This is a genomic window from Pseudomonas sp. C11 (genome assembly GCF_034683865.1).
GTDB lineage: Bacteria > Pseudomonadota > Gammaproteobacteria > Pseudomonadales > Pseudomonadaceae > Aquipseudomonas.
This window is the reverse complement of sequence record NZ_JAWIIP010000005.1, coordinates 69971-88468: the sequence shown is the minus strand read 5'-3', so window position 1 is coordinate 88468 and position 18498 is coordinate 69971. Positions and strand designations below refer to the sequence as shown.

16 protein-coding genes, 1 pseudogene and 1 riboswitch are annotated in these 18498 nt (G+C 64.6%); of the genes and pseudogenes, 6 read left to right on the top strand and 11 right to left on the bottom strand.

Features of this window, described 5'->3' with window-relative positions:
- Positions 1 to 59: 59 nt before the first annotated feature.
- The 6 genes from VC352_RS09935 to ahcY all read right to left on the bottom strand — a co-directional run bounded on the left by VC352_RS09935 (position 60) and on the right by ahcY (position 7597).
- On the bottom strand, positions 60 to 815 hold the full coding sequence (locus VC352_RS09935; protein WP_416340135.1) for a substrate-binding periplasmic protein: 756 nt from the start codon (positions 813 to 815) through the stop codon (positions 60 to 62).
- Between the two features lie 70 nt (positions 816 to 885).
- On the bottom strand, positions 886 to 2259 hold the full coding sequence (gene ppnN / locus VC352_RS09930; protein WP_322979407.1) for a nucleotide 5'-monophosphate nucleosidase PpnN: 1374 nt from the start codon (positions 2257 to 2259) through the stop codon (positions 886 to 888).
- 72 nt (positions 2260 to 2331) lie between these two features.
- Positions 2332 to 3102 (bottom strand): DUF3142 domain-containing protein, encoded by a 771-nt coding sequence (locus VC352_RS09925; RefSeq protein ID WP_416340134.1) that lies wholly within the window; start codon positions 3100 to 3102, stop codon positions 2332 to 2334.
- The gene (locus VC352_RS09920) at positions 3072 to 5234 is read right to left on the bottom strand and encodes a hypothetical protein (protein ID WP_322979405.1); all 2163 of its coding nucleotides are present in this window, start codon (positions 5232 to 5234) and stop codon (positions 3072 to 3074) included. Before VC352_RS09920 ends, VC352_RS09925 begins: the two co-directional genes overlap by 31 nt.
- A gap of 46 nt (positions 5235 to 5280) precedes the next feature.
- Entirely contained in the window at positions 5281 to 6126 is an 846-nt protein-coding gene (gene metF / locus VC352_RS09915) for a methylenetetrahydrofolate reductase [NAD(P)H] (RefSeq protein WP_322979404.1), read from the bottom strand.
- 79 nt (positions 6127 to 6205) lie between these two features.
- Positions 6206 to 7597 carry an adenosylhomocysteinase gene (gene ahcY, locus VC352_RS09910; protein WP_322979403.1) on the bottom strand — a complete coding sequence of 464 codons (1392 nt, stop codon included), beginning with the start codon at positions 7595 to 7597 and terminating at the stop codon, positions 6206 to 6208.
- 21 nt (positions 7598 to 7618) lie between these two features.
- Positions 7619 to 7770, bottom strand: a riboswitch (S-adenosyl-L-homocysteine riboswitch).
- 183 nt (positions 7771 to 7953) lie between these two features.
- Here ahcY and VC352_RS09905 point away from each other — a divergent pair.
- The 3 genes from VC352_RS09905 to VC352_RS09895 all read left to right on the top strand — a co-directional run bounded on the left by VC352_RS09905 (position 7954) and on the right by VC352_RS09895 (position 9432).
- Complete coding sequence (locus tag VC352_RS09905; RefSeq protein WP_116617730.1) at positions 7954 to 8343, top strand: acyl-CoA thioesterase; 390 nt, start codon at positions 7954 to 7956, stop codon at positions 8341 to 8343.
- Between the two features lie 125 nt (positions 8344 to 8468).
- Positions 8469 to 8855 (top strand): MAPEG family protein, encoded by a 387-nt coding sequence (locus VC352_RS09900; RefSeq protein WP_322979402.1) that lies wholly within the window; start codon positions 8469 to 8471, stop codon positions 8853 to 8855.
- A 127-nt stretch (positions 8856 to 8982) separates the two neighbouring features.
- Positions 8983 to 9432 carry a cytochrome c gene (locus tag VC352_RS09895; RefSeq protein ID WP_322979401.1) on the top strand — a complete coding sequence of 150 codons (450 nt, stop codon included), beginning with the start codon at positions 8983 to 8985 and terminating at the stop codon, positions 9430 to 9432.
- On the opposite strand, the gene VC352_RS09890 is transcribed toward VC352_RS09895, so the two are convergent.
- Both VC352_RS09890 and ligB read right to left on the bottom strand, forming a co-directional pair.
- Positions 9426 to 9821: a DUF1090 domain-containing protein gene (locus VC352_RS09890; RefSeq protein ID WP_322979400.1), complete on the bottom strand. Its 396-nt coding sequence runs from the start codon at positions 9819 to 9821 to the stop codon at positions 9426 to 9428. The genes VC352_RS09895 and VC352_RS09890 overlap by 7 nt on opposite strands.
- 106 nt (positions 9822 to 9927) lie before the next feature.
- Positions 9928 to 11583, bottom strand: a pseudogene (gene ligB / locus VC352_RS09885) (NAD-dependent DNA ligase LigB); the annotation flags it as partial.
- 90 nt (positions 11584 to 11673) lie between these two features.
- On the opposite strand from ligB, the gene VC352_RS09880 reads away from it, so the two are divergent.
- Positions 11674 to 11892, top strand: a complete 219-nt coding sequence (locus VC352_RS09880) for a hypothetical protein (protein ID WP_322979399.1) — start codon at positions 11674 to 11676, stop codon at positions 11890 to 11892.
- A gap of 62 nt (positions 11893 to 11954) precedes the next feature.
- Here VC352_RS09880 and metK read toward each other — a convergent pair whose 3' ends face one another.
- The 3 genes from metK to VC352_RS09865 all read right to left on the bottom strand — a co-directional run bounded on the left by metK (position 11955) and on the right by VC352_RS09865 (position 15104).
- Complete coding sequence (gene metK, locus VC352_RS09875) at positions 11955 to 13145, bottom strand: methionine adenosyltransferase (protein ID WP_322979398.1); 1191 nt, start codon at positions 13143 to 13145, stop codon at positions 11955 to 11957.
- Positions 13142 to 14149, bottom strand: coding sequence for a metalloregulator ArsR/SmtB family transcription factor (locus tag VC352_RS09870; RefSeq protein WP_322979397.1), 1008 nt, complete (start codon positions 14147 to 14149; stop codon positions 13142 to 13144). The genes metK and VC352_RS09870 overlap by 4 nt, the downstream gene beginning before the upstream one ends.
- A 73-nt stretch (positions 14150 to 14222) precedes the next feature.
- Positions 14223 to 15104: a LysR family transcriptional regulator gene (locus VC352_RS09865; protein WP_322979396.1), complete on the bottom strand. Its 882-nt coding sequence runs from the start codon at positions 15102 to 15104 to the stop codon at positions 14223 to 14225.
- A 111-nt stretch (positions 15105 to 15215) separates the two neighbouring features.
- Here VC352_RS09865 and VC352_RS09860 point away from each other — a divergent pair, with 111 nt between their 5' ends.
- Both VC352_RS09860 and tkt read left to right on the top strand, forming a co-directional pair.
- Positions 15216 to 16370, top strand: coding sequence for a TDT family transporter (locus VC352_RS09860; RefSeq protein WP_322979395.1), 1155 nt, complete (start codon positions 15216 to 15218; stop codon positions 16368 to 16370).
- Positions 16371 to 16481: 111 nt separating this feature from the next.
- Complete coding sequence (tkt, locus tag VC352_RS09855) at positions 16482 to 18482, top strand: transketolase (protein WP_322979394.1); 2001 nt, start codon at positions 16482 to 16484, stop codon at positions 18480 to 18482.
- Positions 18483 to 18498: the final 16 nt, after the last annotated feature.

The window sequence follows — 18498 nt, the reverse complement described above, 5'->3', positions numbered from 1 at the left end:
TAACAGAGCATGCGGCTTGCGCATCCCTCAGCCTGTCGGATAGGTCACGGCCTGAGCGTTCAGGGGTGCTCGAGCGACTCGAGGTAGCGTTGCCGCAGGCGCTGGTAGCTCGGTTCAGTCTTGAAGCGACGCAGCTCTCGGGCGAATGCTCCGGCCATCTGCCGCAGCTCGGGTGTCTTGCGCAGCGCCAGAAACAGGCGATCGCGCCCCAGTACCGTGGCGTTGTAACCGATTTCCGTCTCCAACCCCATCTGCTGGCTCAGCATGAGTCCCGTGCGTCGGTCATTGACTACCAGATCGATGCGATGCCGCACCAGCTTGCCGAAGTTGGCTTCATGGGTGGGGGCTTCTTCGAGGATGAATGCGCTGGAAGTCTGGAAGGCGTCGTTGTGGTACCAGTAGCCGGGCGAGGTGCCGATCACCCGACCGTGCAGATCCGCCAGATCACGAAACGGGAACGGACGACTGCGGGCGAAGAACAGCACGAACTCGATATCGCTGAGTGGCTCGTCGACGAACTGCATGTGCGCTTCGCGTTCCGGCTTGCGGAAGATGTCGAGAATGCCATCGGCCAGGTCTTGATCCATGGCCAGCAGGCAGCGCTTCCAGGGCATGAACTGCAACTGCAGATCGATGTTCAGGCGCTTGAGCACCTCGCGGGTGACTTCGTAGTCCAGCCCCGCAGGCTGGCCTTCCTGCTCGAAGACGTAAGGCGGCCATGCCTCGGTGACCAGGCGAAGGGTTTTCGCCTGGGCGCAGAGGCTGAGTCCCCACAATAGAAGTGTGGCAATAATTTGGCGCTGAAATACTGGCATCGCGCCAGATTAACCACTTTGCCGATCCGGTGAAAGCGTTCAGCGGGTTTGTCCGCTGAACGACCGGCGATCAGGAGACGATGCGGTAGCAGGGTTCGTAGGCGCTGCCGCCCGGGAGTTTCATGCGGTGTTGCTCGACGAAGGCCTGCAGCAGTCGATCCAGCGGTTGCATGATGCCGGGCTCGCCCTTGATCTCGTAGGGGCCGTGTTCCTCGATCAGGCGAATGCCGTTCTCCTTGACGTTGCCGGCGACGATGCCGGAGAAGGCGCGGCGCAGGTTGGCGGCCAGCTCATGGAGCGGCTGCTGGCGGGTCAGGTTGAGTCCGGCCATGGCTTCGTGGGTCGGTTCGAAGGGATGCTGGAAGCCCTCGTCGATCTTCAGCAGCCAGTTGAAGTGGAAGGCGTCGTTGCGCTCGCGGCGGAAGCGCTCCACTTCACGGATGCCGGCGTGCATCGCACGCGCCACCTCGGCTGGGTCGTTGAGGATGATGCGGTAGCGCTGCTGCGCCGCTTCGCCCAGTGCAGCGCCGATGAATGCATGTAACTGCTCCATGTAGGCAGCGGCACTCTTCGGCCCGGTGAGGATGACCGGGAAGGGCAGATCCTGGTTGTCCGGGTGGGTGAGGATGCCCAGCAGGTAGAGAAACTCCTCGGCCGTGCCGGCACCGCCAGGGAAGATGATGATGCCGTGGCCGACGCGGACGAAGGCCTCCAGGCGCTTCTCGATGTCCGGCAGGATCACCAGCTCGTTGACGATCGGGTTTGGCGCCTCGGCGGCGATGATGCCCGGCTCGGTCAGCCCCAGGTAGCGGCCCTTGAGGTTGCGCTGCTTGGCGTGGCTGATGGTGGCACCCTTCATCGGCCCCTTCATCACGCCTGGGCCGCAACCTGTGCAGATGTCCAGGCCGCGCAGGCCGAGCTCGTGGCCGACCTTCTTGGTGTATTTGTATTCCTCGGTGCTGATCGAGTGGCCGCCCCAGCACACCACCATCTTCGGCTCGACGCCGCTGCGCAGGGTGCGGGCGTTGCGCAGCAGGTGGAAGACGTAATCGGTGATGCCTTCGGAGCTGTCCAGGTCGATGCGCTTGTTCTCCAGCTCGCTCTGGGTGAAGACGATGTCGCGCAGGGCGCTGAACAGCATCTCGCGGGTGCTGGCGATCATCTCGCCATCGACGAAGGCGTCCGCCGGTGCGTTGAGCAGTTCCAGGCGGATGCCGCGATCTTGCTGGTGAATCTTCACCTCGAAATTCGGGTAGGCCTCGAGGATGGTCTTGGCGTTGTCGCTGTGCGAACCGGTATTGAGGATCGCAAGGGCGCACTGGCGGAACAGGCGGTAGACGCTGCCGGAACCGGTTTCGCGCAGTTGCTGCACTTCGCGTTGGGAGAGGGTTTCCAGGCTGCCCTTGGGGCTGACGGAGGCATTGATCGTGGAGCGTTTGAGCATGTAGGAGAGTCCTTGATGGCAAGGTTGCGCCGAAAGCTGGCGCGGAGGAATTTCGACTGCTTTATCGGTTGTTCAGGGACGCCGTTGGCGGTCAGTGAGTGTGCTTTCGCTTTCGCTCGGGTTCAGCAGAAATACCACATAGCCGCGAAACCATGGGCTGCTTTGTAGATAATCCGGCGCCTGCCACTGGCCGTTTTGTATCAGGCCGATGCGGAACGGCAGCTGCAGCCGCGCGATGCTCGGCAGATAGCGCGCGTGGTCGGTGATGCTGTGGCGGCTTTGGTAGGTCTGCATCACCACTTCGTCGATCACGCCGCTGAGCCGGTTCAGTGCCGCCGGGTCGGCGTTGCCAGCCCAGTCGAGCAGGCCAGTGATGCCCAGGCGGTAGTGCGCTGGTAGCCGTCGACGCAAATCCTCGAGAAAAGCCGCGTAGCGATCCAAGTGCAGGGTCTGTGCATCGAAGTCGATCTGGATGCCTGCAACTCGGTTGCCCGCACGCTGCCAGCGTTGCAACTGCTCCAGCAGCAGGGCGTGGACGGCCTCGTTCCAATCCAATGTGTGAGCGCGATATACCAGCCACACCTCGATGTCTTTCGACAGCCTGGGCATGGCTGGGTTCTGCGCCTGCATGCGCGCGGGCGGATCACCGGCGCGGCGCGGGCCGTCGATCTGCCCTTGCAGCACGTACAACGTGTGGGCCTGCGCCAGTACCGGCTGTGGCCTGACGCCTGCCCAGAGCCAGAAGGCCTGGTAGTCGGCGGCGTCGACGCGCCCGGCCTCTGCCGGCAGGCAGGTGGCGAGCAGCAATAACCCTACCAGTAGTACTTGAGCTGCTGCGCCCACGGGGTGTCCGCATATTGCCGCTTGAGGGTCTGGAACCACTGCTTGCGCTCGCTCTTGGCAATGTCCTGAGCGTCACAACCGTTGTAGCCGCTGGGGGCGTAGCAGTTGATGGCGCGAAACAGCGCATAGGCTTTGTCGTCGCGGCTGGCCTGGGGTGCTTTCATCAGCGTCTGGTAGCCGGCCAGGCGGGAATGGGGCGAGCCCTGGAACTGGCTGGGCGCGCTGCCCAGTTCGCCGGCGCGCGGCGGTTGATCGAGGCTGTGACCGTCGAGGCCGTTGACGCGGATGAAGTCGCCCAGGCACAGCAGGCCTTGTGCGTCTTCGGCGTTGGCCGCCAGGCGCTCGACGACCTTGGTTAGCGCCGGGCAGGCATAGCCGGCGTCGTTGCCGCCTGCCCAGGTGAACAGATTCGGGTCGAACTGCTGCGGTGGTTGTGCCGGCTTGTAGGGGAGGCGGGCGACATCGCGCAGGAAGTCGGCGTAGAGGCCGTCGTTCAGGTCGCGATAGAGCAGGGTGTACAGCGCCGTTTCGCGCTCGCCAGGCGCGGCCTGTTCGCTGTCAGCCCGCTGACGCAGCAGGTCGGCCCCGGCACCGTAGGCCAGCAGGCGTTCGCGGATGGGCGCGGTGGTGATCGGTGAGTGGGCGGCAAACACCTTGTCCAGTTGGCCACTGCGCTCGTAGTTCAGGGCCAGGGCCAACTGCAACTGGGCTTGCTGTAATGGATCCTCGCTGCGTGCGAGCAGGGCCAGCCAATGCTGCTGCGCACCCGGCAGATCGCCCTTGGCTTCCATGGCCAGGCCGCGCAGGGTTTCCTGGCTGAAGACGAGGACGTTCATCGGCCCGTCAGTAGCCTTCGGTAAGGTTGCCAGAGCCTGCTCGGCATTGCCGCCGCGATAGAAATGCCAGGCAGCCATCAGGTAGGCATGCAGGCCAGGCTGGCTGGCGAAGCTCGGTTGCTGAGCCTGCAACTCTTCCAGGCTGAGCCGTGGGGGTTCGCTGCCTGGATTGCGCAGGCGAACCAGATCAACCATGGCCAACAGCAGGGGATCTTCCACCGCTTCGGGCGCAAGGCCGGGAAGCAGCTTGCCGTCCAGTTCTTCGATCAGGGCGTGCAGGTCGGTCGGCTGGGGGCGCTGGCTGAACGCTTCGGCGAAAGCCTGCGCGAAGCGCCGGGTATCGCCCGCAAGCCAGTAGACGCGGCGCAGCAGGCCGCGTGCCGAGTCGCTGTAGAGTCCCTGTGGGTAGTTCTGCAGGTACTGCTCGAAGGCTTTCTCGCTGCTTGCCAGGTGCGTCTTGTCGACCTGCTCTGGGCTGAAGAAGCCGTATTCATCGAACGCGTTCAGTTGCGCCTGATTCAGTGCGACACGGCCGAGCAGGTAATGCGCGGTTTCCCGCAGCCAGGGCTGTTGGTTGTCCGTCAGTGCGCTGAAACTCTGCTGGGCGGCGTCGAGGTCGCCGCGATAGAACGCGTCTGCGCCACTCAGGTAGTGGCCGAAATCCTGGCTGGCGGCTGACTGCAGCTGCGTCGCCGGCGGCAGGATGTCTTGTGGCTGCGGGTCGCCTTCGCCGCACAGGCTCAGCAGGTTGAGGCGCGAGCGGGCCAGCGCCTGGGCTTCGCTCGCGGCCAGTTGCGGCGTTGCATCGAGCGCATCGATGAAGCCGCGTACGGACGGCAGGTCGTTGCTGCGGCAGCGGTTACCCTCGCCATCGGCGAACTGCTGTACGGCGAAGGTATCGGCCTCGCTGGGGATGCCAAGACGCTGCAGGGCTTCGCTCAGGTAGGTGACATCCGGATCAGGTGCCGGCTGCCCATCCACGTCGCTCGCTGGCGTCTCCTGGCGGCCCGGGTCGAGCATGCCGAGGCTGAACGGTACTCGGCCATAGCCATATTCGTAGCCATCGATGGCCTGTGGTTCGCGGTTCAGATGCAGGTAGCCGGCATCGTCGAGCAGCAGTTGCAGGTTGACGCGGCTGTCGTTGCCAGGGCTGAGAAAAGCCAGGTTGTTGCACGTCGAGAAGTCGTCGGAAATCAGCTTCCAGCTCGGTGTGCAGGTCATGTCGGCGCTGGCCAGTGCAGTCGGCGCGTACAGGCCGGCGAGCAGGGCGAGGGGGAACAGGCGTTTGATTGTCATAGGGCTCGTCCTTGAGCGTGGGAGCCGCTGTGCGGCTCCCTGCCCGTTAGCGTTTGAGACCGAGGTTGTTCCAGATGGCCAGGCTGGGGCCGGCCAGGTTCATGCTGTAGAAGTGCAGGCCCGGCGCGCCGCCTTGCAGCAGGCGTTCGCACATCTCGGTGATCACCTGTTCGCCGAAGGCGCGAATGCTGTCGCTGTCGTCACCGTAGGCTTCCAGCTGCTTGCGCACCCAGCGCGGGATCTCCGCGCCACAGGCGTCGGAGAAGCGCGCCAGCTTGCTGTAGTTGGTGATCGGCATGATGCCCGGCACCACGGGGATATCCACGCCGAACTTGCGCACGCGTTCGACGAAGTAGAAGTAGCTGTCGGCGTTGAAGAAGTACTGGGTGATGGCGCTGTCGGCGCCGGCCTTGGCCTTGCGCACGAAGTTGGCGACGTCGCTTTCGAAGTTGCGTGCCTGCGGATGCATTTCCGGGTAGGCGGCGACTTCGATATGGAAGTGATCACCGGTTTCGTTGCGGATGAACTCGACCAGCTCGTTGGCGTAGCGCAGCTCGCCGCTGGCCATGCCCATACCGGACGGCAGGTCGCCACGCAGGGCGACGATGCGCTTGATGCCGGCGTTCTTGTACAGGTTGAGCAGCTCGCTCAGCTCGGCTTTTGTATCGCCTACGCAGGACAGGTGCGGTGCGGTCGGCACCTTCACTTCGCCATCGAGTTGCAGCACGGTGTTGAGTGTACGGTCGCGGGTCGAACCGCCTGCGCCATAGGTGCAGGAGAAGAAATCTGGGTTGTAGGTCGCCAGTTGGCGCGCGACTTCCATCAGTTTTTCATGCCCGGCTTCGGTCTTGGTGGGGAAGAACTCGAAGCTGTAACGGCGTTCTTGAGACATGGGAAATTCCTTCGGGCGGCAGGCTACAGGCTGCAGACGAAGCGACTCGCCTGCAGCCTGCGGCCTGAAGCTTGTGGCCTTAGTAGCGGTAGGTGTCCGGCTTGAACGGGCCTTCCACGGACACGCCGATGTACTCGGCCTGCTGCTTGGTCAGTTGGGTGACCACGCCACCGAAGCCCTTGACCATTTCCAGCGCGACTTCTTCGTCGAGCTTCTTCGGCAGCACTTCGACGGTCAGGCGCGCGGCCTTCTTGTCGGCCGGCATGTCGGCGAATTTCTGCTCGAACAGGAAGATCTGCGCCAGCACCTGGTTGGCGAACGAGCCGTCCATGATGCGGCTCGGGTGGCCAGTGGCGTTGCCCAGGTTCACCAGACGGCCTTCGGCCAGCAGGATCAGGTAGTCATCGTTGGCCGGATCGAAGCTGCCGGCGCCGGTGCGGTGGATCTTGTGCACCTGCGGCTTGACCTCTTCCCACGCCCAGTTCTTGCGCATGAAGGCGGTGTCGATCTCGTTGTCGAAGTGGCCGATGTTGCACACCACGGCGCGCTTCTTCAGGGCCTTGAGCATGTTGGCATCGCAGACGTTGACGTTACCGGTGGTGGTGACGATCAGGTCGATCTTGCCCAGCAGTGCCTTGTCGATGCTGGCTTCGCTGCCATCGTTGATGCCGTCGATGTAGGGCGATACCAGTTCGAAGCCGTCCATGCAGGCCTGCATGGCGCAGATCGGGTCGACTTCGGTGACCTTGACGATCATGCCTTCCTGACGCAGCGACTGTGCCGAGCCTTTGCCCACGTCGCCGTAGCCGATGACCAGCGCCTGCTTGCCCGACAGCAGGTGGTCGGTGCCGCGCTTGATGGCGTCGTTGAGGCTGTGACGGCAGCCGTACTTGTTGTCGTTCTTGCTCTTGGTGACCGCGTCGTTGACGTTGATCGCCGGGACTTTCAGGGTGCCGGCCTTGAGCATGTCGAGCAGGCGGTGCACACCGGTGGTGGTTTCTTCGGTGATGCCGTGAATGCGCTCGAGCATCTGCGGGTATTTCTTGTGCAGGATCTCGGTCAGGTCACCACCGTCGTCCAGCACCATGTTGGCGTCCCACGGCTGGCCATCCTTGAGGATGGTCTGCTCGATGCACCACTCGTACTCCTGCTCGGTCTCGCCTTTCCAGGCGAATACCGGGATACCGGCGGCGGCGATGGCGGCAGCGGCCTGATCCTGGGTGGAGAAGATGTTGCACGACGACCAGCGCACTTCGGCGCCCAGGGCGGTCAGCGTCTCGATCAGCACGCCGGTCTGGATGGTCATGTGGATGCAGCCGAGGATCTTCGCGCCTTTCAGCGGCTGGCTGGCAGCGTACTTGCGGCGCAGGCCCATCAGTGCCGGCATCTCGGATTCGGCGATGGTCAGTTCTTTGCGGCCCCAATCGGCCAGGGAAATATCGGCGACCTTGTAGTCGTTGAAAGCGCTCATAAAAGCTCTCCATTCGTTGTCTGCGAATGGGCGCCGTTGATGCGTTTGGATAACGCCCCATCCGAGCCTGACAGCCTGGAAGGCTGGTTCGAATCTGCCGCGAAGCATTGCTGGAATGCCGGGCTTGGGATTCGAAACAAATCTTCCAGGTTGCTGCAGCGCCCCTCGGACGGGTGGCGGGAGCGACCGGAGCGGTGCCGGTCGCGTGAAACGTGTGGATTATAGCGAGCCGAACGGCGGCGCCCAAGGTTTTCCGTCGCATTCAGCGGGCTATCGAGCCGATAACCGGCGATGCCGCGACAAGCGCAGCGTTGGCGGCGCATCATGGGCACCCCATCTGGCACGGAGGACGTTGCATGAACTTCCACACTCGCAAGTGGATCAAGCCCGAAGACCTCAACCCCAATGGCACCCTGTTCGGTGGCAGCCTGTTGAAATGGATCGATGAAGAAGCGGCGATCTACGCCATCGTCCAGCTCGACAATCAGCGCGTGGTGACCAAGTTCATCTCCGAGATCAACTTCGTCAGTTCGGCGCGGCAGAGCGACATCATCGAACTGGGCATCACTGCCACCGAGTTCGGTCGTACCTCCATCACCCTGTGCTGCGAGGTGCGCAACAAGGTCACCCGCAAGAGCATCCTGACCATCGACAAGCTGGTGTTCGTCAACCTCGGCGAGGACGGCTTGCCGGCGCCTCACGGCAAGACGGCGATCACCTACGCCAAGGATCGTTTCCCCGGCTGAGCCGCGCTGGCAAAGATGGCCGCAGGCTTGGCCGAAGCGCCGGCATCATCGGTGACGGCAGTCATGGAGGTGGGCGGGGTGCTCGCGCAGGCTTGGTTTCCCGTTCCCAACCGTGAAAGCCCGTCATGACCCTTGCCTACTGGTGCGTACTGATCGCCATCTTCCTGCCCTACCTGGGCACCGCTGCCGCCAAGTTTCTCGGCCCTGGCTACGGGCCGCGGGCCAACCAGGATCCACGCGCCTTTCTGGGTACGCTGGAAGGCTGGCGCAAGCGGGCCAACAACGCTCAGCTCAATGGCTTCGAAGTCACCCCGGCTTTCGCAGCGGCGGTGATCATCGCCCATCTGGCCGGTGGCGCCGAGCAGGCGCTGCTCGATCAGTTGGCGATGGCCTTCATCGCCAGTCGGGTGCTGTACTTCATCTGCTACCTGGCCGGCTGGGGAGTATTGCGCTCGCTGCTGTGGTTCGCCGGCATGGGGCTGATCGTCACGTTGTTCGTAGTGGCCGCCTGAGTCATCGGGCTAGCTGAACCCGAGCTGACGCGGTGCGGCCGCGGACGCTCGTGCGACATTTGCGTGCTTGGCCTGGCTGCGGCAAGTGGCGATACTGGCGCCCCCTTCTCGCCGGGAAGTCGTATCGATGACGATGAAGAAGTTCCTGTTGGTCGCCTGTGCCTGCCTGACGCTGGCCGCCTGTGGCGGTGTCGACCCCAATTCGCCGCTGGGCAAACGCCAGGCGCTGTTCAAGCAGATGCTCAAGGTCAGCGAGGATCTGGGCGGCATGTTGCGCGGGCGCATTCCTTACGACGAAGCGGCCTTCATTGCTGGCGCCGCAAAGTTGGACACGCTTTCCCGCGAGCCCTGGCAGCACTTCCCGCAGGTGCGTGACGACGAGCGCAGCCAGGCAACCGACGAGGTCTGGCAGCGCCAGGAGCGCTTCCAGCAGATGGCGCGCGATCTCGAGGCGTCCACGGCTGCGCTGGTGCAGGTCACCACCGCGCCGCCGCTGAGTCGCTCGGCGCTGGAGCCGGCGGTGCAGCGTGTCGAGGACAGCTGCGAGGCCTGCCACAAGGCGTTTCGCGCTTACTGAACAGCGCGGGCTTCGGCCTCGGCCTGTTCCAGCTCGGCGCGCGCCTCAGCCAGTTTGGCCTGGTGCTTGGCGATCTTCTCCGGGTCGCCCTGGCCCATGGCTTCGCGCAGATCCAGCTTGCGCTGCTCGACCTCCTGGCGCGCCTCTTCCACGCTGGCCAGGCGCTGCCGATGCAGCGAGACGTCGTTGCAGTAGGCGTCCACGTTGCCCAGGGCGCGGTGCAGCCCATCCAGTTCGGCCGTATTGCCCTGTCGCTGGGCGGTTTCGATTTTTTCCTGCAATACCCGGCGCTTGTCGTTGCAGTCCTTGTCGGCTTCGGCGGCCAGGGGCAGGGTGACGTTCAGCGTTGCAGTGAGCAGCAGGCCGAGCGCGGTCGCTTGACGGATCATGTCGCTTCCTCGTGAGTGCCTATTGCGAAGTGACTCCGTCAGACGCTCGAGGTTCGGCCGAGGCGGCAACGCTCCGATCGGGAGCCGGTGCGTTTTGGCGTGACTGAAAGGCAGCTACGCCAGCTTTTTGCAGTTGCCTGGCCAGGCTCTGCACCTCGGGATGACTGAAGAATGCCAGCAGTTGCTCGGCGCGCTTCTGGCCGACGCCCGGTTGCCGACGCCAGTTGTCCAGATCGCGCTCGGTGAGGCTCTGCCAATCATCGAGTGTGCCGCTGTCGAAACCCGGTGGCGCGCCGAGCGCGTGCAGCCATTGCCGCAGCGGTTTCTCCCTGGCTTGGTGGAAGGCCTGCTGCAACTGTTCTGCGCGCTGTGCGCCGATGCCGGGCAGGCTCTGCAATTGGCCTGCATCCAGTTCCAGCCAATCGAGCAGGCCATGCAGGCCCAGGCTACCCCAGAGACCGGGGCCGACACCGCTCATCGCCAGGCCCTGTTTGCCGCTCAGCCAGGCCAGGCGGGCCTGGAATTGTTGCTGGCACGGCGGGCTGCTGTGCCAGCAACTCAGCGCGTGGTAATCCTCGGCATGCGGTACGTCCACGTCGGCGCGTTGCTGGCTGCGCCAGATCACCTCGTCGAGACGCGGGATGGTCAGGCCGGAGAGGCGAATGGCGACCTGATCGCCGGGACGGATGTCCAGCGCTTGCCAGCGTTGCAGCGATCCGACAGCGACGCGGCTGATGCGCCGGTCGTCGAGCAGCACCGGTTGCAGTTCCAACACCGGGTTGATGCGACCGGTGCGACCAATGTTGAAATGCACCCGCTGCACCACAGCCAGCGCCTGGCTGGCCGGGTATTTCCAGGCCACCGCCCAATGCGGCGGTTCGGCCTGCCAGCGTTCGCCCGCAGGCCGTTGGCCCTGACGCAGCACCACGCCATCGCTGGCGAAGGGCAGGGCGCTGCGATACCAGCGCTGCCGCCATTCAGCTGCTTGCGCCAGGTTTTCCACTGGGCGGCTGTAGATGCGGCTGTCCTCCAGGCCCAGGCGCTGCAGTCCGGCCAGACGTGCTTGCATATCGGCCGGGCCATCCGGCCAGTCCCAGACGAACAGGCCGATACCTGCTGCTTCCTCGGCGTTGATTCTCTGCCGTGCCATCAGGCCGGCTACCTTGCCGCGTGCGCCGGCACTGCCGTCACGGGCCTGCTGGTGGTTGTCCAGGCGCCAGTACAGCTCGCCCTGCAGGATGGCGTCCAGCGGCTGGGGCAGTTGCTGGGGTATGGCCGGCAACTCAAGCGCGCGCGCTGTCCAGTCCTGCCCGCTGCGTCCATCGCCGCGGCTGATGGCCTGCTGCAGGCGGCCTTGGCGATAGACCAGGGTCACCGCGACGCCGTCGACCTTGGGTTGAATCCAGATATCGCTACGGCCGGCGAGCCACTGACCGATGCCTGCTTCGTCGAGCTTGCGCAGGCCGGTTTGGGCGATCGGATGAGGCCGCTCGGTACTCGCGCCTACCAGGGCGTCGCCGGGTGCCTGTTGCGCTTGACCGAAGCACGTCTGCCACTGGCTCAGGCGAGCGCGGGCCTGGTCGTAGAGCTCGTCGGCTACCAGGCTGCGGCCCTGATTGTGGTAAGCGTCATCCCAGTTGGCGAGCTGATCTTGCAGGGCAGTCAACTCCTGCGCGGCTTGTGCGCTGGACCAGTCGGGACAGGGTGCGGCCAGGCTCGACATGGAGCCGAGCAGGGCGGTGAGTGCCAGAGCGTTGCGCATGGTTCCTCCTTGAACCCTTCCGTGCTGTTGCTTTTCCTGGGGGCTGATATATTTCGCGCCCCAACTTCTACTCTAGCCAAGGAACGGTAAATGGACGTGATCGGTTTTCTCCTCGCGTTGGTAGCCTGGATCTGGTCTGTAGCGCGTGGCATCCAGGTGTCGCTGATCTGCGTCGTGCTCAACTTCCTGTTCCCGCCCGTCTCGCAGGGGATTTTCGCCCTGTATGAGCCGCCCATGCGTGCGCCGTTGCTGTTCATGGGCATTGGCCTGGGGATGATGTATATCGGCGGCGGCCTGAAGATTTCCTGAGGCGCATAAAACGAAAAAGCCCCGCACAGCTCACGCTGGCGGGGCTTTTTTGTGGGCGCTGATTACAGGCCAGCGGCGGCGCGCAGGGCCTCGACCTTGTCGGTCTTTTCCCAGGTGAAGCTGGTGAAGCTGTCGTCGCCGACGGTCTTCTGCACCGGGGTGCGGCCGAAGTGGCCGTAGGCGGCGGTGTCGCGATACATCGGGTGGAGCAGGTCGAGCATCTTGGTGATGGCGTACGGACGCAGGTCGAACACCTCGCGCACCAACTGGATGATCTTCTCTTCGGCGATCTTGTGGGTGCCGAAGGTGTTGATCGAGATGGAGGTCGGCTGGGCCACGCCGATGGCGTAGGAAACCTGAATCTCGCAGCGCTCGGCCAGGCCGGCGGCGACGATGTTCTTGGCCACGTAGCGGCCGGCGTAGGCGGCGGAGCGGTCGACCTTGGACGGGTCCTTGCCGGAGAAGGCGCCGCCGCCGTGACGGGCCATGCCGCCGTAGCTGTCGACGATGATCTTGCGCCCGGTCAGGCCGCAGTCGCCCACCGGGCCACCGATGACGAAGTTGCCGGTCGGGTTGATGTGGAACTGGGTGTCCTTGTGCAGCAGCTCGGCTGGCAGGCTGTGCTTGATGATCAGCTCCATCACCGCTTCACGCAGGTCTTTCAGCGACACGTCCGGGTTGTGCTGGGTGGACAGCACCACGGCGTCGATGCCGGCGACCTTGCCGTTCTCGTAACGGCAGGTGACCTGGGATTTGGCATCCGGGCGCAGCCACGGCAGCAGGCCGGACTTGCGCGCCTCGGCCTGGCGCTCGACCAGGGCGTGGGAGAAGCGGATCGGTGCCGGCATCAGCACGTCGGTCTCGTTGCTGGCGTAACCGAACATCAGGCCCTGGTCACCGGCACCCTGGTCTTCCGGCTTGGAGCGGTCGACGCCCTGGGCGATGTCCACCGACTGCTTGCCGATGATGTTGATCACGCCGCAGGTGGCGCCGTCGAAGCCGACGTCGCTGCTGGTGTAGCCGATGTCGTTGATCACGTCGCGGACGATCTGCTCGAGGTCGACCCAGGCGCTGGTGGTGACTTCACCGGCGACGATGGCCACGCCGGTCTTGACCAGGGTTTCCACGGCCACGCGGGCGTGCTTGTCCTGGGTGATGATGGCGTCGAGCACGGCATCGGAAATCTGGTCGGCGATCTTGTCCGGGTGCCCTTCGGACACGGACTCGGAGGTGAACAGGGAATATTCGCTCATGGGTGGGTTCCTTGTGTGCCGTAACGTGGAGCGCTTCGCTCGCCAGGTTGGGCGAAGTGCCGTAACTGGATCTGAAAACCGTTCTTCAGACCGATATAGAGACTTTCGCCGGGAACCAGCCCGGCGGCGCTGGCCCAGCGCGACAGATCGTCCTGCTCGAAGCCTAGCCAAAGATCGCCGCAGGCTTCGCGCGCCCAGCTCTGGTCGTGGCTGCACAGCTCGCTGATCAGCAGGCTGCCGCCCGGCGCGACGTGCCGCGCCAACTGGCGGAAGGCTTCGGCGGGCGTGGCGAAATGGTGCAGCACCATGTTCAACACCACGCAGTCGGCTCGGTGCGGCTGCGCTTCGTCGAGGGCATCGGCCAGATGCAGCTCGACGTTGCTCAAGCCCTCTGCTGCACAGCGCTGGCGCGCCAGCTCGAGCATCGCCTCGCTGTTGTCCAGCGCGGTGACGCGGGCAAAGCGCCGGGCCAGCTCGGGCAGGAAGGCGCCATCACCTGGGCCGATTTCCAGCGCGCTGGCCGAAGCCGGCAGGTGCAGGGCATCGAGCAGGGCGAGGAGGCTGTCGCGGTACTGCGGCAGGCCGGCGATCAGATCCTGCTGGGCCTGGAAGTTGTCAGCGATACGGGCAAAGAAGTCGCGGCTGACGGCTGCGCGCTGGCGATGCACGGCAGCGATGCGCGCCTGCAGGGCATCGGCCAGCGGCAAACCATCGATTTCTTCCAGCAGAGCGGCGTGCAGCACGCCAGCAGGTAGGGCGCGGCGATAGAAGATCGCGTTGCCTTCGCGGCGCGTGGCCACCAGGCCGGCCTGGGCCAGTACCTTGAGATGATGGCTCATGCCCGACTGGCCGATGGCGAAGATCTGCGCCAGCTCCAGCACGCCGAACGAATCGTTGCTCAGCACGCGCAGTACGTTCAGGCGCAGCGGGTCGCCGCCGGCCTTGCACAGGGCGGCGAGCTCGTCGCAGGGGTCGAATGCCAACTCGGATGCGCGCAGGGTCATGGTGGCGCAGTCTAGTCGGTCATTTTTCGTACAGCAACAGCAATATCAAAAAATATTGATATTGGCTTTGAGGTCAGGCCGGCGATTCGCTCAACGCCAGGAAGGCCGCCGGTGCCGGGCTCAGGCTGGCGCCCTGGCGCCAGAGCACGTGCAGCTCGCGCTCGATCTGCAAGTCCGACACCGGCAGGTGGTGCAGTTCGCCGCTGAGCAGTTCGCGCTCCACCACCCGTTGCGACAGCCAGGCGATGCCCTGGCCGTCGGCGAGCAGGCGTTTGAGGGCCTCGGTGCTGCCGATGGCCATATGGGCCTTGGCTTCGAGACCGTGGGCGCTGTAGGCCTGCTCGATGCTGCTGCGCGCGCCGGAGCCGGGTTCGCGCATGTACAGCGGGTAAGCGAGCAGCTGTTCCGCTCCGAGTCTGTCGAGGCGGGCCAGCGGATGCGTCGGGGCCACCACCGGCAGCAGCGCGTCGCGAGCCAGTAGACGATGCTCGTAGGCATCGCGGTCGAAGGCCCCCTCGACGAAGCCCAGGCTGATTTGTCCTTCATTCAACAGGCGGGTCACCGCGTCGGTGTTGCTGACTTCCACGCTGACGAAGATGTGGGGGTGAGCGTGGCGGAAGCGGCGGATCAGCGGCGGCAGCAGGTACGAGCCCAGCGTGGCACTGGCGCCCAGCTGCAGTTCGCCCTGTTCCACCTGGGCGAAATCGCGCAGGTCGCGCTCGGCGGCGCGTTCCAGGGTAAAGATGCGCTGGGCGTAGTCGAGCAGGCGCAGGCCGCCTTCGGTCAGTTGCACGCCGCGCGGCAGGCGGTCGAACAGGCGCAGGTCGAGGCTGGCTTCGAGGTCGCGAATTTCCCTCGTCACCGCCGGCTGGCTGATGTGCAGGCGTTCGGCCCCGGCGCTGATGCTGCCGGCTTCGGCCACGGCGAGAAAGACCTTGAGGTGATGGAGATTCATGCTGCTCTTGTATAGATGAAAGGCATGCTTTGGATGCTGAATATGTATTTTTAATATGGCAAGGCACTTTTTAAGCTGGGCGCGTCTTTCATGTCACGGGATCACCCGACCATGCCGCGCCCTTTCAGTCGCCTGCCCGAGCCGCTGGCTTTCATCCGTCACTTCACGCCCAACTGGTTCGCCGTGACCATGGGCACCGGCGTGCTGGCGCTGGTGCTTGCCCATCTGCCCTGGCAGTTGCCCGGGCTGGCGCTGCTGGCCGAGGGCTTGTGGCTGTTCGGCGTGCTGCTATTCGCGTTGTTCAGCCTGTTGTTCCTGCTGCGCCTGGCCGTGTTTCGGGAAACCCTGTGGCCGATGCTGCTGCATCCGGTGCAGTCGATGTTCCTTGGCGCGATCCCGATGGGGCTGGCGGTGCTGATCAAGGGGCTGTTGCTGTTCGGTGCGCCGCGCTGGGGCGAGGGGGTTTATGCCCTGGCCCACGCGCTGTGGTGGCTGGATGCGGCGCTGGCACTGCTCGGTGCGTTGCTGGTGCCTTACCTGATGTTCACCCGGCAGAATCATGCGCTGGAAAAACTCACCGCCGTCTGGCTGCTACCGATAGTCGCACCGGAGGTGGTCGCCAGTGCGGCTGGTGCGCTGGCGCCTCATCTGCCCGTCGATGCTGCGCGGCAGCTAGTGGTCACGGGCTTCGTGCTGTGGGGGCTGTCGCTGTCACTGGTCTTCCCGTTGATCACCCTGGTGCTGCTCCGCCTGGCCCTGCACAAACTGCCGGATACCGATTTCGCCGCCACCAGTTGGCTACCGCTGGGGCCGGTGGCCACGGGCTGCCTGGGCCTGCTGAGTCTGGGGCAGGCAGCGCCGGCTGCTTTCGCCGGTACGCCCCTGGCCGGTGCTGCCGAACTGGCTCAGGACTTCGGTCTGGTCGGTGGTCTGGCGCTATGGGGTGCGGGGCTCTGGTGGCTGGTGATCGCCACCCTGTTCACGCGCCATTACATTCGCGACAACATGCCGTTCAACCTGGGCTGGTGGGGCTTCATCTTCCCTCTGGGCGTCTTCACCCTGGCCACCTTCGAGCTGCAGCACCTGACCGGGCTGGCCATTTTCGGTCTGACTGGCCTGGTACTGGCCGTGCAACTGGCGGCGGTGTGGTCGTTGGTGCTCACCCGTACCTTGGTTGGCGTCTGGAATGGCGAGCTGTTCCAGGCGCCCTGTCTGGGCGGCCCTGGCAGTCCGGCCGTCAGCGTGCTGAGCGAGCGTCCCAGCTGATTTGCCTTCTACGACTATCTGTCATTGCCCCGCAGGGGGCGGCTGGGCGAAAATGGCGGCCTTTTTCGCCCCCCTTCATTCGTGAAGCAGCCCCCGTAGGAGATTTCAGCGATGCCCAGCCGTCGTGAGCGAGCCAATGCCATTCGTGCCCTCAGCATGGATGCCGTGCAGAAAGCCAACAGCGGCCACCCCGGTGCCCCCATGGGCATGGCGGACATCGCCGAAGTGCTGTGGCGCGATTACCTGAAGCACAACCCGCAGAATCCGAACTTTGCCGACCGTGACCGCTTCGTGCTGTCCAACGGCCATGGTTCGATGCTGATCTATTCGCTGCTGCACCTGACCGGCTACGACCTGTCGATCGACGATCTGAAGAACTTCCGTCAACTGCACAGCAAGACGCCGGGTCACCCGGAGTACGGCTACACCCCGGGCGTGGAAACCACCACCGGCCCGCTCGGCCAGGGCATCGCCAACGCTGTCGGTTTCGCCATCGCCGAGAAGGTGCTGGGCGCGCAGTTCAACCGTGACGGCCACACCATCGTCGACCACAACACCTACGTGTTTCTCGGCGATGGCTGCATGATGGAAGGCATTTCCCATGAGGTCTGCTCGCTGGCCGGTACTCTCGGCCTGGGCAAGCTGATCGCCTTCTACGACGACAACGGCATCTCCATCGACGGTGAAGTCGAAGGCTGGTTCACCGACGACACGCCGAAGCGCTTCGAAGCCTACGGCTGGCAGGTGATCCGCAATGTCGACGGCCATGACGCCGAAGAAATCAAAATGGCCATCGAGACCGCGCGCAAGAGCACGGATCAGCCAACCCTGATCTGCTGCAAGACCACCATCGGTTTCGGTTCGCCGAACAAGGGCGGTAAGGAAGAGTGCCACGGCGCGCCGCTGGGCAATGACGAGATCGCCCTGACTCGCGCCGCCCTGGGCTGGAACCATGGCCCGTTCGAAATCCCCGCCGAGATCTACGCCGAGTGGGACGCCAAGGCCGCCGGTGCTGCCGCCGAAGCCGCCTGGAACGACAAGTTCGCTGCCTACGCCGCTGCCTTCCCCGAACTGGCTGCCGAGTTCAAGCGCCGCATCGCTGGCGAGCTGCCGGCCGACTTCGCCGAGAAGGCCGCCGCCTACGTGCGTGAAGTGGCCGAGAAGGGCGAAACCATCGCCAGCCGCAAAGCCAGCCAGAATGCGCTGAACGCCTTTGGCCCGCTGCTGCCGGAATTCCTCGGCGGCTCGGCTGACCTGGCCGGCTCCAACCTGACCCTGTGGAAGGGCTGCAAGGGTGTGTCCGCTGAAGACGCATCCGGCAACTACATGTTCTACGGCGTGCGCGAGTTCGGCATGAGCGCGATCATGAATGGCGTGGCTCTGCATGGCGGCTTCGTGCCGTACGGCGCGACCTTCCTGATCTTCATGGAATACGCGCGTAACGCCGTGCGCATGTCCGCACTGATGAAGAAGCGCGTGCTGTATGTGTTCACTCACGACTCCATCGGCCTCGGCGAAGACGGTCCGACCCACCAGCCGATCGAGCAACTGGCCAGCCTGCGCGGCACGCCGAACCTCGACACCTGGCGTCCGGCCGATGCCGTGGAATCCGCCGTGGCCTGGAAACACGCCATCGAGCGCGCCGACGGCCCCAGCGCCCTGGTGTTCAGCCGTCAGAACCTGCCGCACCAGCCGCGCGACGCTCAGCAGCTGGCGGATGTCGCCCGTGGTGGTTACGTGCTCAAGGACAGCGCCGGTGAGCCGGAACTGATCCTCATCGCCACCGGCTCGGAAGTCGGCCTGGCCGTCGCCGCTTACGACAAACTGACCGCTGCCGGCCGTAAGGTGCGCGTGGTGTCGATGCCGTCCACCAGCGTGTTCGATCAGCAGGACGCCGCCTACAAGCAGGCCGTGCTGCCGGTCGAAGTCGGTGCGCGTATCGCCATCGAAGCCGCCCATGCCGACTTCTGGTACAAGTACGTCGGCCTGGAAGGGCGCATCATCGGCATGACCACCTTCGGTGAGTCGGCGCCGGCTGCTGCGCTGTTCGAGGAGTTCGGCTTCACCGTCGACAACGTCGTCGGTACCGCCGAAGAACTGCTCGACGCCTGAGTCAGAGCGACGCCGT